Raw genomic sequence first — 16,517 nt, forward strand, 5'->3', positions numbered from 1 at the left:
GTACATCTCTCCCTTTGCAGCCTGCGAGGTTAGCTGTCGGGTTCGGGTTAAAGTGGACTCCCCTGTCGCTATACGACTTCACCCCAATGAATCGGTTCCCCCGCGCTCTGATGAGCTTCGGCTTGTTTTGTGGTACGTTTCCGATCCTAACACGGATAATACAGGAGATCATTTCAAATATATTGTAATTAATTATAATATCTTCCAAACGAAAAGAACCGGAGTATGCTAGACTGCACTCCGGTTCTACTTTTCTAGTATTCCATTTGGTCGGAAATTGATCTAATCCTAATCCGCTCGCTTCTTACTTGATCACTTGGGACAACGCTGTGAAAATCACGCCAAGCGCATAGGCACCAGCATCAGGATAGCCAAGACTCCGTTCGCCAACCGTACCCGCTCTTCCCATACGAGCTACTATTGTCTCTGTATACTTTGCACCTTGAACAGCAGCCTCTGCCGCTTTCACAGAAGCAGTCTTCACGTCATCGCCCTCAGACGCACTCTGTACCCACGCATCTGCAAATGGAGCCAACGCATCGACAAGTGTCTTATCCCCAACTACAGCTCCTCTTCCGAATGAGCGCTCGCCCGTGTCTTGAATGCCTTTAACAACTGCTTGCATCATTTGTGCAAATTCAGAAACGGTCAATTCTACGCGTTCGCCCGCGAACTTGCTGGCAGCACGGAATGCTGAACCCCAGATTGGGCCGGAAGCGCCGCCGCAATGCTCCATAATAACTAACGAGCAAGCATGGAGGAAGCTGCCCATGTTGTCTGAATGATGTTCAATGATGTCATGCCATTCTCTCTTCAATTGCTTGAAGCCCTTCGCCACACTCATACCGAAGTCGCCATCACCTGCATGTGAATCCAACTCGCAGAATGGAACCTCATTTTCAATGATGATTTCGCTCATCTTGTCTGTTAGATAGATCAGGTTATTAACCGTGAACACATTATGTTCGACCTTCGAGAAGGCCTCGTCCGTCTCTACTGTGAAGGATACCTCGTTGCTCGCAGTTCCTGCTTCGGACATCTCCTCAGGATGGATTGGTTCAAATGAACCACTCACCTGCAGCGCTGGCGTATTGCAGCTTGCTTCAAGATAATGCTTAAGCTGTTCATCCAAGCGGATAATCGACACCGACGCGCCAGCCATATCGATACTTGTCATGTAGTTGCCTACGAATACTTTGACAAGAGTAATTTGTTGTGCATGAATCTCCCGAACTACAGCGTTCGCCAGCAAGTACAATTCTTGCAGCGGAGATCCGCCAAATCCGTTAATCAACACGGCTAGCTCCTGCTTAGAGCCTGCTGTAATCTTCATGTCACGGAACAAATCCGCAACCATTTTCTTCGCCAGTTCGTTAGCAGAAGCGATCTTCTCTCGACGAATGCCAGGCTCCCCATGAATTCCTACGCCGTACTCGATCTCATCGTCATTCAACTGGAACGTTGGTGTTCCTTTTGCTGGAACTGTGCATGAGGTAAGCGCGAATCCAATACTTCTTGTGTTGTCGATCGCGTGCTGAGCAATCGCCTTCACTTCTGCAAGCTCCAAGCCCTCTTCAGCGGCCGCACCTGCAATTTTATGAACGAGCACTGTGCCTGCAACACCTCTGCGGCCAACCGTGTATAGACTGTCCTCTACAGCTATATCGTCGTCCACTTTGACATAATCGACCTGAATTCCGTCTTCTTTGGCCAGATGCGACGCATTTTTGAAGTTCATAATGTCGCCACTGTAGTTCTTAATTATGAGCAGCGTTCCCTTCTTGCTTGCAGAGGCCTTTAACGCTTGATAAATTTGAATTTGTGAGGGGGATGCAAATACATCACCGCATACAGCTACATCGAGCATGCCTTGTCCAACAAATCCAGCGTGAGCTGGTTCATGACCGCTTCCTCCGCCACTGATCAACGTAACCTTGTTCTCATTCACGATTTTTTTCTTGACAATCTTGTATTTGCTGATGAACTCCAGTTCCGGATGTGCAAGCACCATACCGTTACACATTTCCCGAACCAATGTTTCCGGTTGATTCAATATTTTTTTCATTCCTTACACGTCCTTCTGGTCTTTGAATTGTTGACCCATCATATCAGCCACTCGAATCGCCGATACGACCATCTCTTCTGTGACTGGGAACGGCATGGAGTGGATAGATTCTTCAGGGATGCACGCCTTCTGTGCTACTGCCTGTAATTCCTCGTTCGTAACACTTGTTACACCGAGATCAGCCAAGCATACCGGAAGACCAATGCTTACGCAGAATTCCAATACCTCGTTCATTTCTGCTGCGCTTGCATTCTCAAGGACAAGCTGCACCAATGTTGTAAAGGCTACCTTCTCGCCATGCATATAAGAGTGAGTGCCTTCAAGTGAAGTTAATCCATTGTGGATGGCATGAGCTGCCGCCAATCCGCCGCTCTCAAACCCTAATCCAGACAACAGAATATTCGTTTCCACAATGTTCTCTAGTGCAGGCGTTACCAAGTTCGCATCGCAAGCCATCTTCGCCTTCGCACCGTCTTCAAGCAATGTTTCGTAGCACAACTTCGCAAGTGCGAGTGCTGCTTTCGTACCTTTGGCAGGTGCTACTCCTCCCATTGCACCACAAGGCAGTCCTGCATTTACATTCGAATAAGAGCTTGCTGTTGCACGTGCTTCGAAGTAAGTGGAGAGCGCATCTCCCATGCCTGCTACGAGGAAGCGCGTTGGCGCATTCGCAATGACAGTCGTATCAATCATGACCACACTAGGACTTTGCTTGAAATAAGCATAATCGTCAAATTCCCCTTCAGGCGTGTACATGACCGCGGAATGGCTAGTTGGCGCATCAGTTGCTGCAATAGTTGGAACGATAATGAGCGCTTCCCCTTCTGCCACACATTTGGCTGTATCAATCGCTTTGCCACCGCCAAGTCCAATTGTACATGAGCAATTATGCTCAATAGCAAGCTGTTGTAATCGTTTTACTTCTTGACGAGAGCATTCTCCAGTGAAACCGCTCTCAACTAACGTAACTTTGTATTTATTCATTGTATGTTCAAGCTTATGCTTTACACGCTGCACATCATCTGGATGAGCGATCAGAAGAGCAGAATCTCCGAATGTTCGAATGAAATAACCCAAGTTATACAGTTCATCTTCACCTTGTACATATTTGGCTGGGCTGATAAACGCTTTTCTCATGATTAAATGCCTCCTCTGTGCTATTTATATGTTTATTATAGAACCGTCAATGAACTAGATCATTGAACTATTATTGCGAAATAAAGCGCTATCTTATCGGATTTTCTTATCATTTGTACGCCGAATGGTATTATCTTGTCATCCAACCAGAAAATTATGCTATAATTTAGCCATGCAAACAAAAGGAGAATGAGTCATCGTGAGTTCCCGTTTTAGCTTAGAGAGCATCATCGATATGGAAAAATGGCAGCAGCTGCAAGACTCGCTATCCTTAGTGACGAAGATGGCCGTGATTACGACTGACTATAAGGGCATCCCAGTAACAGCGCATAGTCATTGCCAAAGCTTCTGCCAGGCCATACGGCAAGATGAATCGTTGTCGCAATACTGCCAGAAGTGCGATGCACGCGGCGGTCTGGAGGCTGTTAGGCTGAATAAGCCGTATATCTATTTGTGCCACTTCAATATTGTCGATATTGCTATTCCGATTATCGTGAATAATCAATACATGGGAGCAGTGATGGCCGGACAAGTCAAGCTGCGTGACAATCCGATGGAGCTCGAACAAATTGTTACCCGACCTGCTAATGCGGATGCGAATCGGAAGTTCAAGAATCTCGAGCCGGAATACAGCTCCTTGCCGGAACTGTCTTATGATGAGGTTGTCACCATTTCTGAAATGCTCTATCATCTATGTAATTATATTGTAGAGGAAGCCATTTCCAAAAATACAACCATTGAAATGTATCGGCAGGCGCTTCATAGTGAGAAGACTGCCTCCGAGTTTTTAGCAGACCATAGCTATCGCAGCATTCAAACATTCAAGGCAGAACTGGATAACACGCTGATCGACAATCAAATTAGCAAGATGAAAAATCAGCAAATGCTTGCCTCCAACTCGATGCTTCAGCCTGCATTCGATTATATTTATACACACAAGAGCGAGAACATAAAGCTGACGGATATGGCTGCACTCTGCCATGTCAGTCCCAGCTACTTCAGTCGTATTTTTACGAAAGAAACAGGAGAAAACTTCTCGGTGTTCATTCCGCATCTCAAAATCGAGTGGGCCAAACAAATCTTGGAGACTACCGATCTGTCTATTTCGGAAATTAGCAATGAGCTTGGCTTCAGTGAACCGAGCTACTTCATTAAGTCATTTAAGAAATTTGAGCAACTTACACCTGCTCGCTATCGCCAAATCTATAAACGATAAACCATAACAAAAAGCCGTCACTCCACGTTCTCCTGCGAACTTGGGGACGGCTTTTCAACCCTTCCTCTCTTCCAATTACTCATCGAATCCACTGCTGCAAATCATCCATCGTTACATATGAGATAGAGGGCGATCGTTCATGCTGCTCATGTCCTTCTGTACAGGCTGCCGCTTTATAACCATGTTCCAGCTCGAACGTATAGAAGCGTACCGATTCCTTATCCGGCTTCAATTCGAATGTCCCTGCCCCATTGTCAACGATGGAGAAGGAATCCAGCGGAATAGATAAGCCCTTTCCGGCTGCTTTGATATAGCTTTCTTTCAATGTCCAAAGTGTATAGAAGTAGTCTAACTTCTCCCCGTCGGCTTTTTGCATTAGAGCATCCGTTTCTTCCATCGAGAAAAAACGGCGCGCAATCGACAAGTCAATCGGCTTTATTTGCTCCACATCAATGCCAAGCACTCCTTGCCCCCATATCATCATCACCCAGCAGCCTGAATGCGAAATGTTGAAGGAAAAGTCGCTGTCTCCTGCGACACGTGGCTTGCCGTACTCATTGTGTTCAAAATGTATGTCTGCATTCGTATATCCGTAATCCTTACACAACACTGCTCTGACCAAAGCTTCTCCAAACAGAGAGCGATATGCATCTTCAACAAACTTAAATTTGCTAACTCGATCTCTTCGCTGCGGTGCAACCTTGCTCATGAAATCATCATACTCCGCAGACGAAATGTGTTCCGGTAAGTGAAATGCTGCGATTTTCGTTATGTTCATCACCTTTTGACCGACCTATTGAACGACATTTAGAAGCCCATCTTCAATAACCAGCTAGCCAGATGCTCTTCCCGCGCTTTTATGTCATCCTTGTCTCTATTATATTTGCCCAATTGGTATTCGCCAACAAGATTACCGTCGAGCATGAGTCAAGCATGAATAGCACATGCTCCAAGCAAAAGATGCCCATTAGTCAACATGCTGTAAATACCTTCATGTTGGAAGACGAATGAGCATCCTTGATTATTAGGAAACGATGAATAGACCGTTATGCTTGAATGAATTGGGGAGACTTTTGCAATTCATAGTTGTTCTTTTCTTTCTGCTTGTTATAGATGAAGTGCATAATGATTGCAGCGATTAAGAAGAAGCTGACTTGCAAAATCTGTACTTGCGCATTGAAGTAATAGAACTGAAGCCGGCTTCCTGTTGCAGTCAGCCAGAACGTGAAGAGATAGAACAGCAGAGTGCCTCTTGTTGCATTGAACACGTAGCTTTGGAACCATATGAAGAACATAAGCTGAATAACGTAGAGAAAATAGGAGGTGCTAGTTTCATAGGAAGAGATCACGTAGCCTGGCAGCACCCAAAGTCCGAATATGAGTCCAGTGAGCAGAGAACTGGTAACATTGTTTTTGAATTTGCCCTGAAGAAAAGGAAGCAAAAAGCCAATCCAGCCAAAGATTCCACCGATAAGCCCTGTCTCCTCAATCAGATTCCACAGTCCAATTAGGAACATGTCAGAAATGCTGTATGTCATTTGCGGAAGAGGAATACCGAAGAGCTTTGAGCCATAGTGCATTGTCGCTACGAACAAAATGACGACTACTAACAATACAGGGAACCAGAACAAGTCTTGTTTTCTAGGAATCAGTTTGGAGAACACGCCCTTCACTGCCTTTGAACCGCCCATTGCATAATACGCAATCAATCCAGCGAACGATGGCGAGTACAGCGCAATGATGGTCAGCGGATGCATAAGCGTCAGAGGTCCTGTAATCGGAACCAGAATGTCCCCAAACAGCATATAGGCAAGCCCAATCCCCCAACAAGCGCCAAACGAGATGGCCAAATACAAATACAGATATTTGTTATGATTGCTCATCTTTTCAACCTCCCTATCGTATTAGTTTGGTGCTGGATCTTACTTACACATTCACTTTCTTATGGATCAAAGCCAGTAGGTTATTGACCGTGCTGAAATTTTTCAAATCCATATCCTCATTTTCGACTTCGATTCCGAACCTCTGCTCGACAAAATTCACAAGCTTCATCGCGAACAGCGAGTTGACGAAACCCAATTTGAAGAAATTGTCGTCATCCGAGAATTCAATGTTATCTTCGCTAATGGACAAATTTTGATGAATGAAGTTTCTGATTTCATTTTGATAGTTCATAGTATCCTCCTTCAACATTTGGCAATTGGACTTCAATATAAGGTGGGAAGTCTTGAATATTGTCTAAATCATGTTCCAACACATAGTTGCCCTGCCCATCCGATGATTTCTCACGAAATCCTGCAAAGCGATAACTGACATACATCATCCTGTTGCGTCCTGTTTCGCGAAAATCGGCCAGCAGCGGGGTGTTCTGTTTGCGAGCCTCTTGTAAAATGTAACTGAGCAGCACCGTCCCTACGCCTCGCGATACGACTCGACAGGACATGAGCAGCATCTCCAGCTTCCAATGAGTTTCTTGGGTATGGATTAAGGCTAGCCCAATCTTACCGTAATCTCCATACTTGTCTTCTAATTGGCAGACTAACAGCCGATGGTGCGGAGATTGCCGCAACTCGTCCAATTCTTCATAGCTGAACGTTCTTCCCGTAGCATTCAATTGATTCGTTCGAACCGTCAGTTCCTCAGCTCGCTGCAAATCCTCTTCCTGTGCGGGATAGATCGTAAACTTCATAGACAGCGTTGCAAGAAACGCCTCCGAGGGCCCTTGATATTCACTTTCTGCCAGCTTCCGCTGATAATCAGCCTGATACAATTTGCGTCTTCGTGCAGAATCAACTGTTATGAAACGAGGATTCAGTGATGGATGTGATAACAGGGTGAGATATTGATCCGCATTGATGCAGTGAACACTCTCATGGACGTTCTGTACTTCTTCCAATTCGAAGGGTTGATCGTCAACAAACAGAATCGTGTCCATACCGATATTGATATTTTTCTGAATTTCTGCGAGTGAATATGATTTGGCGTTCCAATGAATTTCAGGATACAGGAAGTAATCATCCAATCCGAACTCTTTCAGCTTGGACATGGCCAAGTCATAGTCGTTCTTGCTGGCAATCGATTGAAGAATTCCGCGGCTATCAAGTGTCTGGATAATCTCCCGAATGCCCTCCTTAAGTTGGACGCTGGATGACTCCACCAGTACCCCATCCCATAGTGTATTGTCCAAATCCCACACGACGCATTTATACTCTTTTTTTTCGCTCATACGTATCCTCCATCGGAATAGTCATAGAACCCTCATCCACTTTTGCGTCCCCACAGGCCTGCATCAACCATCTTCTTCAACAATGGGCAGCATCTATACTTGGGATCTTGATAGCTGTCATACAGGACCTCTAGCGAATGAACAACCGTATCCAAGCCTATTAAATCAGCCGTTTCCAGCGGCCCCATCTTATGATGGAAGCCTTGCTTCATAATTTGATTCACTTGCTTCGCCGTCGCTATTCCATCCTGTACGAGATAGGCCGCTTCATTCATGAACAGATGGGATAAGCGATTCGAGACGAATCCAGGCAAGTCGTCAATAATTCGTTGATAGATTGTGTTGAGATCAAAGGACAAATATTCGTTGCGAATCATGCCGGCAGCTCGATTCTCTTGTTTGATTACATGCTTCGCCCGGTACAGTACATCAGATGAAATATCCTTTAAGAGTATCCCATCCCTCCTCTATCATGCTATGCAGACACTTCATGTGCTCACTAATACCGCGCTTACAATCTGCTAGCCGGAGCTAGACCAATACAAGAAGAGCAAATGATTAGTAGATTTCTTCGTATGTTTCCTTCGTTTCCGCTAAAGCCTTGCCTACCTTGGTCCGGAACCATTCCACATCCTCTGCTGTCAGGGATATGTTCGGATACAGTCTCGACATCGTCGAAACGAGTATGCCATTCTTCGAAAGATTATGGTTCAAAATAATGTCCATCGACATAATCTCAAAATCATAGTCCGAAGGACTTGTTAGTACCGAAGAGCAGCAATGATAGGCTGAACATGCTGGCGGACCTTGAATGACGAGTGGAAGCCCTATAGCATCCGCTTCCTGCTGGATAATCTGCTGCATCTCACACATCTTTTCATTCATTTCCGTCATTGCCAGTCCTTGATTGCGACTCAATATTTCCAGTGTTGTTTTGACAGCTGCCGTTCCAAGCGGGTACCCGTTGAAAGTTCCAGCATGAATTACTTTTTTGTCGACCAGAAGCTGCATAATCTCCTTCTTGCCAACTAGTGCAGATACAGGTACGCCGCCTCCCGCAATTGCCTTGCCAAGTGTTGTCAGGTCAGGACGTACATCGAATTGCTCCTGAGCGCCGCCTAATCCCATACGAAGTCCGGTTATTATCTCATCGAAAATAAGTACAACCTCATATTCATCACATAATGCCCGCATTTTCTTCAGATAACCCTGTGCGGGCATGACGCTTCCCCCATTCACGCATACCGGCTCCGTGATGACAGCAGCAATTTCATGTCCTTTCTTCCGCAGCAGTTCTTCTAGTGCCGCTTCATCATTCCATGGCAGCAAGTAGGATTGGCTCTCAAGCGAGTTCGCTGCGCGGCCTGCTGTTCCTTTGAGGTCTCCTCTGAAATCGGAAGGGATTGGCTCCCCGCTGCGCGGCGCTCTCCCACCCATAATGTTGTCTGCATTGCCATGATAATGGCCTTCAAATCGGACGAAGCGGTTTTTGCCTGTCCATGCCCTAGCTAGCCGTAATGCATTCTGTACGATTTCCGTACCTGACAAGCCAAAACGGATCATCTCAGCCGAAGGGATATACTTCGCAATCAACTCAAGAGCTTCTGCATCCATATCACAGTGGCTAACCGAGAGAACCCGATCGATTGTCTCCTTCAGGCTCTCATTGTATTCTCGATTCCCATGGCCAACGATCAGCGCACCGAATCTAGCATATAGATCAAGATACTCGTTGCCGTTCATATCCCATACCCGACTGCCTTCGGCTTTGACGAAGTGAATTGGGGTTTCCTCCCACGGAAGATGGAAATTATAATGCACGCCTCCGGGCAGCAGTTCTTTCACTCTCCGGTTGTAAAGCTCCATTGTGTTCTGTCGCGTAATCAATTGCGCTATCCCTCCTTTATTGACTCTACTATCCAACGAAGCTACCAACACCCATCATCCAGTAGATTCCTTCTTGGCATCTTGTATCAGATAGGATCGCTGCAATACGATATCAATATCCGGTCAAGCGTGAATAAGTAGTTGAGACAGTTGTTCCCGATCCGCCTGATCATCAAATGATAAAGATTGAGGAAGCCTCGTATTTTCCCGAATCAAATTACGGGTGATTTGATTCGGTCCAATATCCACAAATAAGCCAGCTCCTGCTTCATGCAGCGCTTCGAGCACTTGATTCCAATACACCGGTGTAACCAACTGATGGGCAAGAATCGACGCTAAGTTGTCTGCGGGCCCGATAGGTTTACCTGTCACTGTCGACCATACATTGAATTTGGTAGGGCTGAATGACACGCGCTGCAAACAAGCTTCGAATTCAGGCTTCAAATAGTCCATTAATGCACTATGGTAGGGCGCATCTGCCTTCATAGGCATCATGCGGAATGGAATAAATTCTCCCCCCGCCTCGACCACATCATCCTCTACCTTCAGAAGTGCCGTCTGATGCCCTGCAATGATGAACTGACTGGGAGAATTGTAACCGGAAATTGTGACATAATCATGTGAACGAACGCTCTCGATGATATCTGTAAGCGTGTCTACATCTATATCTACAACGATTCCCGCTCTCCCCTTCTTCTCTTGCAGCGCGCGATGCATCAGTCTTCCTCTTTCTCTTGCCAAACGGACACCGTCCGAGAAGGGTAAGGCTCCTGCCGCAATGAGCGCCGAAAGCTCTCCAAGACTATGCCCTACAGCTCCGAATGGTACAAGTCCGATCTGTTTCTCCCACACTCGATACAGTGCATAACTTGCGGTCACGACAGTGGGCTGTGCAATTTCGGAAAGTGACAGCTCTTCCAAGCTTCCATTCAACAGAAGGTCTTGTAAATCCAAGTTCAATACATCACTCGCCTCTTCAAATACCTCCTGCACGATCGGGAACTCCTCCATCAATGATCGGCACATCCCGCTGTATTGACTGCCTTGTCCAGGAAATGCTGCGGCAAGCTTCATATCGAGTAACCTCGCTTGAAATAATGCCGTAGACCGTAATACGAAATCATTTCTTGCTGCATCTGGGAGGATCCCTCGATAATCTCCAACACCTTCGCTTCCCGGTACAACCTCTCTACCGGATATTGATTACTGAAGCCGTTGGCCCCATGTACTTGCAGAGCATCGCTTGCGACCTCCACCGCTACCTTGGATGCAAAATACTTTGCAATTGTCGTTTCAATCGTAGCCTCGTCTTCCTTCGCAAGCCGCATTTCTCCTGCTCGCAAACATAACGCTCTTGCAGCGTGTACCTTCGTTACCGCATCTGCGATCATCCCGCGAATTAGTTGGAAGCTGCTCAGCTTCTGATCGAACTGCGAGCGGGTTCGGGAATAGGACACCATTGCATCCACGCCTTCTTGCGCAATGCCAACACCAGCCCACGCGATGCTGTATCGGCCGTTATCCAGTGCCGTCGAGACCACATATTCGAAGCCGAAGTTAAGCTTCCCTATTACATGTGATTTCGGCACCTTAACATCTCGCAGATGAATCTCAGCCAGATGGGTTGAACGTGATGCCATTAGTCCTTCAATTGCTTTTGTTTCAACACCCTCATAAGCTCTCTCCACGAGAAATACGGAGCTCTTCCCCTGATTCGCTGCAACAATAAAGAATACATCCGCGATATCTCCAAACGTAATCCACTTTTTCACACCATTAATCACGTAATAATCGTCTTCCTCATGCCATGATGTCTTAATATTCTTGGCATCTGACCCAACGTCTGGTTCGGTTAATCCGAAGCATGCAATCTGTTCTCCTCGTGCCAGCCGTGGCAGCCAGGTTTCTTTCTGCTCCTTCGTCCCGAAGCGAAGCAATGTCTCTGACACTAGTGAGGTATGAACGGTTATCAAGCTGCGCGCTGCTACAGAAGCCTTCCCGAACGCTTCTGTAAACATGCCATAATGGATCGGATCGAGGCCAAGCCCGCCATAGGAGACAGGTAAAGATGCCGCCAGATAGCCTTTCTGCGCCATTTTGTCAATCAGCTCACGCGGCATTGTACCCTCATCTTCCATTTTTCGCACAAGTGGACGCACTTCTTTGTCAACAAATGTACGAGCCTCTTCCACAATCGCTGCCTGTGAATTCGCCTGTGTTGGTTCCATTTCTTGAATGTTCTTCATAGCGACACCTTTTCTTCTACGCATTCACTCAAATGCCCAGCGAATTCCGAAATTGTCTTGAATTCAAACAATGCCACCGGATTAATATTGATTTCCAGTTTTCTGCGGAGTCGGTTCACAATTTTGAGAGCTTGAACGGAGGACACGCCGATCTTCATGAAGTTCATATCCTCATCAATCTCTTCTGGTTCCTCATTAAGAATCGTTGCAATTTCTGCTTTCATAAAGCCCACGATTTCTTCCTTGTTCATCTTCACTTCTCCTCTCTACTATTCTCGAATCCAATGGGAAGTCTGCTCGAAGGGATATGCAGGCAAAGGAACGAGCATGCCAGATCCGTCGGGATGCAATGACGACCAGTCTATATCAGCACCTGATACGTACAGTTGCCCCACAGTATGAAGCACTGTATCTTCAAGCGAATCAGAGGCGCTCGACTCGATCAGAATGTGCTCAGCTTTGCTGTTCTGCTTATGCGACAGCACCTTGTCTGCTTCTTCCTTAGTCATGCACACGCCGAGCAGGATATCCGCTCTCGATTGCAGCAGACCCGCATCCTCATGAGAACGGCACTTCTTATCCTCGCCTTCTTCACGAATGCTCTTCGATTCGCTCATGAATGTGTCTAAGGCTGTTTTGATATCCATTCGTTCTTGCAGCAGATCAGCAAGGATCTGGCCAGAACCGAGCCCTCTTATTTCGATTATCGAAACTCCGCTTTGGAGGATTCGCTGTACAAGCGAGTACCAATAAAAGAATACCGTTAACTGTACGCGCTCCTTCATTTCCGGCTCAGAAACCCCATATTGGCTCGCACCACATTCGAGTACATCCAAATGGTCGATTGTGAATTGTTCAAAGGCAGCATCTTGAGTTAAGAGATTATCCGCCAGCGGTTGGCTCGCAATATCACCGATAACTAACGCTACTTTTGCGGCGCGGTTTTTTAAGAAACGACCTCTATTTGCCGTTTGTAATACCTCTGCCTTCAATGAATTGGAAAGGATGCAAGCAGCTCGATAGCTGTAATGCTTGCGATAACGATTCCGTGTAAAGCATAGATGATTGATATTTATGGATGGGTTGAGTTCCAGAAATTCCTGTGTCTGACGAATAACCCGCTCCAGTGCTTGCTCAGATTTAGCTGACAGGGTGAGCAAATGTTTACGCGGACGAACCGCGGATCTTGTGGTTGCTGCGGATGCTGCAGTCACCTCAGATGCTTCGGACATTTCGGACGTTTCGGATGTCTTGGATGTCACGGCTGCCTTGGTAGCTTCGCTCGCAGTGGAGAGTGCCTCTCCCCCATTCCATTCTTCGAGCACCACATGCACATTCGTTCCCCCTAATCCGAACGAGCTTATCCCTGCCTTACGGGTGTTATTCTCATCAACTGACCATTCTTCAACATCCTGTACAATGAAGAACGGTGATTTCTCCATTTCAAGAGCTGGATTGCGTGTGCCCATATGCAGACTTGGAACCAGCTTTTTGTGATAGAGAGACAACAGCACTTTCACAAGTCCGGCCCCGCCTGCAGCAGGCAGCAAATGTCCGATATTGGTCTTTACAGAGCCCAATCCAATCTTGCCATCAGTTCGTCTCTTTCCTTCCGTAAAGAGCTTGGTTAGCGCGTTCACCTCAATCGGATCGCCGATTCTCGTGCCTGAACCGTGTGCTTCCACATAGCCGACTTCACCCGGTGACAGATTCGCATCAATGTACGCTTCGGACAGAACTTGATATTGCCCGCCCGGATTTGGCGCCATGATGCCAAGCGAATATCCATCGTTATTGACGGCGCTCCCGCGGATAATGCCATATATCTGCTTGTTGTCCTGAACTGCTTGGGTAAGAGGCTCCAAGTACACTACTACTACCCCTTCGCCTAACACGGAACCATCAGCTTCAATATCGAACGTCTTTGTACAACGAGTCGAGGAGACAATTCCCGCCTTTCGCGACAATTGATGGACGATTGGCGTAGCCAATAGATTAGCGGCGCCTACAATCGCTCCTGATATGCTGTTCTGTCTAATCGCTGCAACTGCTTGATGAAGCGCCACTAGGAAGGATGAACATGCCGTATCGATTACAAGCGCCGGCCCTGTAAAGTTGAGCTTATGTGCAATCAGAGCCGATACCATATTGTGCATATTCCCTACCATCGTATTTGGATGGATACGATCAACGCCATGCTTGTCCATATAATTCATAACAAGCTGGTAGTACGTATTGATGTTAATGCCGGTATATACACCGATGTTGCGTTTCTCATCCAGCCCCGGCAGCGCACCGGCATCTTCAAGTGCCTCATAGGCAATCTCCAGCATCAGCCGCTGCTGCGGATCCATGAATGCAGCTTCCTCATCGGAAATCTCGAAAAAGTCATTGTCAAAACAGTCGATATTCGCAATTTCACCAAGCCAGTCATCCCACTCTGGTTTTCCCGCCAATTGCCTGCGTTTCTCACTTACCTTGGCAATGCTGTCTTTCTTCGCGCATAGATTCTCCCAGTATTGCTGAGGCGTACTTGCGCCCGGCACACGCAGCGCAATTCCAGTAATGGCAACAGCATTATGTAAGTCTAATTTGTTGTCAGCATCCCATGCCGATGCAGGAATCTCACGTGCTTGAGGCATCGTTTGCAAATAATCTGCCATTTGCTTAATGGTCTTACAGATGACAAATAGCTCAAATCCAATTTCTATGCCAAAGTGCTTCTCGATGCGGTCTAAGAACTGAAAACGTTGAATCGAGCTTCCGCCCAATGCCAGGAAAGAATCATCTGTAGATATACGTGTTTCCTGGATGCCCAGTACTTCTGCCCAGCTCCGGCGAAGGAAGGATTCAAGTTCATTTTGAGGAGAGTGAATCACCCGCTCCTGAATATGACGCTGTTCTAATCCCGCATGAATTTCTTGAAGCGCCTCGTCATACTCCCCAGCTTCATAGTTCTTGCGCAGCTCGAAGCGTTGGAGTTTGCCGCTCGTTGTCTTCGGAATCGTACGAACCGGAATGACGTGAGTAACCTCAATGCCGAGAGATTCTCGCATATGAGTGATGATTTGGTGGCGAAGATCGAGCAGCTTCTCTACACCCGATTTGTGCTTCACGAAGGCAAGCAGTTCTTCCTGCTGTGCAGCGCCGTTAAACAAACCTACGAACGCGATGTTGCCGCGCGGAATCGCACCTTGCTCATACAACACTTCCTCCAAATCATGAGCGAAGTAATTTTGCCCGCGGATGAAAATAATGTCCTTCATTCTCCCGCTTACCACAAGCGAGCCTTCCGCTATGAAGCCTAAATCGCCGGTATGCAGCCATCCGTCAACGAACAAACTCTCGGTTAAGTCGTCACGATTGTAATAACCGGAGGTGACGGAACCACCTTGAATCTGAATTTCTCCTACAACATACTCGTCAACTGTACTCCCGTGCTCATCCGCAATTCGGATACTGATCTCAGGGAGTGGAGTTCCCTCATGAACGAATGGAAGGCGATCTCGTTCATCGGTTTCGTGAACAGGAACAGCAAGCTGTGCATGTATCAATTTAGATCGGGATATGTATTCTACCTTCGGAACTTCATCCATTCGCCAAATGCTGACGCCAACTGTTGCTTCTGCCATGCCGTAAGCAGGCAGCATCATTTCAGGCTTGTACCCACATGGTTCAAATTTCTTAGCAAAGCTGTTTACCACATGGATTGATATGGGCTCAGCTCCATTCAGTGCAAACCGCAAAGAAGACAAATCAAGTGAGGCAAGCTTCTCGTCCGCAACCTTCTGTACCATCCAATCAAATCCGAAGTTTGTTGAACCGAACCAGGTAGCCCGATGCTCAGACATTTTGCGCAAGAACAGGTAGGGTGATCGGACAAACGTATACGGTGAGAAAATGACAATATTGCTTCCGCTCACAATAGGAGTAATATGCTGAACGAACAGACCCATATCATGCGTATGCGGCAGCCACGTAAATACGGTATCCGACTCTTTCGTCTCGAATCGTTCTGCCATGGCGAGCGCATTAATCAAAATGTTGCGGCTGCTCAGCTTCACTCCCTTCGGAATACCTGTACTGCCCGAAGAAAATTGGAGAAACGCTAGCTCATCCGGCTGTGCATCATATGGCTCCCCTACGCCTTCGGTTTCCAGTTCCTGCGTGGAGAAAAAGCAGATTTCCTCATAGTAGGAACTCTGTTGAAGCGATTCATAATACTTGCGATTGTGCTCCTCCATAATAATGATTGGCTTTTGGAGCACCTCCCAAATTCTCGTCAGCTTAAGCAATCCGGCAGACAGCGGCTTCCATGAGGTAGGCTGACTGACCGGGGCTGCAACTATGCCGCCCAAAATACATGCCCAGAATGTACAGTAGAAATCTTTAGACTGATCAATTTCCAAAATGATTACTTCGCCTGGCCGTATCCCTTTTCGGTACAGCATGCTCAAGTATTGCCGGGCATTCTTCACGAGTTCCGGATAACGGAGAAATTCCTCATTTCCAGAAGCGTCTACGAAGGTGAGGCCCTTCTGCGGATATTGATTTGCGACATACTGAATCATTTCGGCTAAAGTGTTATAACCTGCTGGGAGTGTAAGAGATTTGCCATGTAGAATTGCCTTCTTAGACATGTTGAACCTCCTTATATGGATGACGCAAGAAGTAGTGGCTTGCTGAACAGGATGTACAGCATTCAGCAAGCCATCACCAAGAAGAGTTGCCGTGATTGAA

The 16,517-nt window shown here is 46.8% G+C and carries 12 protein-coding genes, 1 pseudogene and 1 riboswitch; of the genes and pseudogenes, 1 reads left to right on the plus strand and 12 read right to left on the minus strand.

The genetic code is table 11. From position 1 onward, the window contains the following. Positions 1 to 3: 3 nt before the first annotated feature. Positions 4 to 133: riboswitch (cyclic di-AMP (ydaO/yuaA leader) on the minus strand. A 171-nt stretch (positions 134 to 304) separates the two neighbouring features. Both dhaK and BP95_RS0104610 read right to left on the minus strand, forming a co-directional pair. After that, on the minus strand, positions 305 to 2,065 hold the full coding sequence (gene dhaK, locus BP95_RS32225; protein WP_021255052.1) for a dihydroxyacetone kinase subunit DhaK: 1,761 nt from the start codon (positions 2,063 to 2,065) through the stop codon (positions 305 to 307). A gap of 3 nt (positions 2,066 to 2,068) precedes the next feature. Beyond that, positions 2,069 to 3,202, minus strand: a complete 1,134-nt coding sequence (locus tag BP95_RS0104610) for a glycerol dehydrogenase (RefSeq protein ID WP_021255053.1) — start codon at positions 3,200 to 3,202, stop codon at positions 2,069 to 2,071. A 199-nt stretch (positions 3,203 to 3,401) separates the two neighbouring features. Between BP95_RS0104610 and BP95_RS0104615 the strand changes: the two genes are divergently transcribed. After that, positions 3,402 to 4,418: a PocR ligand-binding domain-containing protein gene (locus tag BP95_RS0104615; RefSeq protein ID WP_021255054.1), complete on the plus strand. Its 1,017-nt coding sequence runs from the start codon at positions 3,402 to 3,404 to the stop codon at positions 4,416 to 4,418. A gap of 79 nt (positions 4,419 to 4,497) precedes the next feature. On the opposite strand, the gene BP95_RS0104620 is transcribed toward BP95_RS0104615, so the two are convergent. The 10 genes and pseudogenes from BP95_RS0104620 to BP95_RS0104670 form a co-directional block, all read right to left on the minus strand. Beyond that, a complete protein-coding gene (locus BP95_RS0104620; RefSeq protein WP_021255055.1) occupies positions 4,498 to 5,196 on the minus strand; it encodes a 4'-phosphopantetheinyl transferase family protein in 699 nt (232 codons plus the stop codon). Between the two features lie 268 nt (positions 5,197 to 5,464). Continuing rightward, positions 5,465 to 6,301 (minus strand): hypothetical protein, encoded by an 837-nt coding sequence (locus BP95_RS33495; protein WP_021255056.1) that lies wholly within the window; start codon positions 6,299 to 6,301, stop codon positions 5,465 to 5,467. 43 nt (positions 6,302 to 6,344) lie between these two features. Beyond that, complete coding sequence (locus BP95_RS0104635; protein WP_021255057.1) at positions 6,345 to 6,593, minus strand: acyl carrier protein; 249 nt, start codon at positions 6,591 to 6,593, stop codon at positions 6,345 to 6,347. Next, the gene (locus tag BP95_RS0104640) at positions 6,577 to 7,644 is read right to left on the minus strand and encodes an HAD-IIIC family phosphatase (RefSeq protein WP_021255058.1); all 1,068 of its coding nucleotides are present in this window, start codon (positions 7,642 to 7,644) and stop codon (positions 6,577 to 6,579) included. Before BP95_RS0104640 ends, BP95_RS0104635 begins: the two co-directional genes overlap by 17 nt. Positions 7,645 to 7,676: 32 nt before the next feature. Next, positions 7,677 to 7,961 (minus strand): annotated as a pseudogene (locus tag BP95_RS29540) (3-hydroxyacyl-CoA dehydrogenase family protein); the annotation flags it as partial. Positions 7,962 to 8,202: 241 nt separating this feature from the next. After that, the gene (locus tag BP95_RS0104650) at positions 8,203 to 9,531 is read right to left on the minus strand and encodes an aspartate aminotransferase family protein (protein ID WP_028531518.1); all 1,329 of its coding nucleotides are present in this window, start codon (positions 9,529 to 9,531) and stop codon (positions 8,203 to 8,205) included. A gap of 123 nt (positions 9,532 to 9,654) precedes the next feature. Continuing rightward, on the minus strand, positions 9,655 to 10,605 hold the full coding sequence (locus BP95_RS0104655; RefSeq protein WP_021255061.1) for an ACP S-malonyltransferase: 951 nt from the start codon (positions 10,603 to 10,605) through the stop codon (positions 9,655 to 9,657). After that, the gene (locus tag BP95_RS0104660; RefSeq protein ID WP_231515038.1) at positions 10,602 to 11,777 is read right to left on the minus strand and encodes an acyl-CoA dehydrogenase family protein; all 1,176 of its coding nucleotides are present in this window, start codon (positions 11,775 to 11,777) and stop codon (positions 10,602 to 10,604) included. Before BP95_RS0104660 ends, BP95_RS0104655 begins: the two co-directional genes overlap by 4 nt. After that, positions 11,774 to 12,028 carry an acyl carrier protein gene (locus BP95_RS0104665; RefSeq protein WP_028531520.1) on the minus strand — a complete coding sequence of 85 codons (255 nt, stop codon included), beginning with the start codon at positions 12,026 to 12,028 and terminating at the stop codon, positions 11,774 to 11,776. Before BP95_RS0104665 ends, BP95_RS0104660 begins: the two co-directional genes overlap by 4 nt. An 18-nt stretch (positions 12,029 to 12,046) precedes the next feature. Next, on the minus strand, positions 12,047 to 16,417 hold the full coding sequence (locus BP95_RS0104670) for a beta-ketoacyl synthase N-terminal-like domain-containing protein (protein ID WP_028531521.1): 4,371 nt from the start codon (positions 16,415 to 16,417) through the stop codon (positions 12,047 to 12,049). Positions 16,418 to 16,517: the final 100 nt, after the last annotated feature.

The organism is Paenibacillus sp. UNC217MF, assembly GCF_000686865.1.
Lineage (GTDB): Bacteria > Bacillota > Bacilli > Paenibacillales > Paenibacillaceae > Paenibacillus_B > Paenibacillus_B suaedae.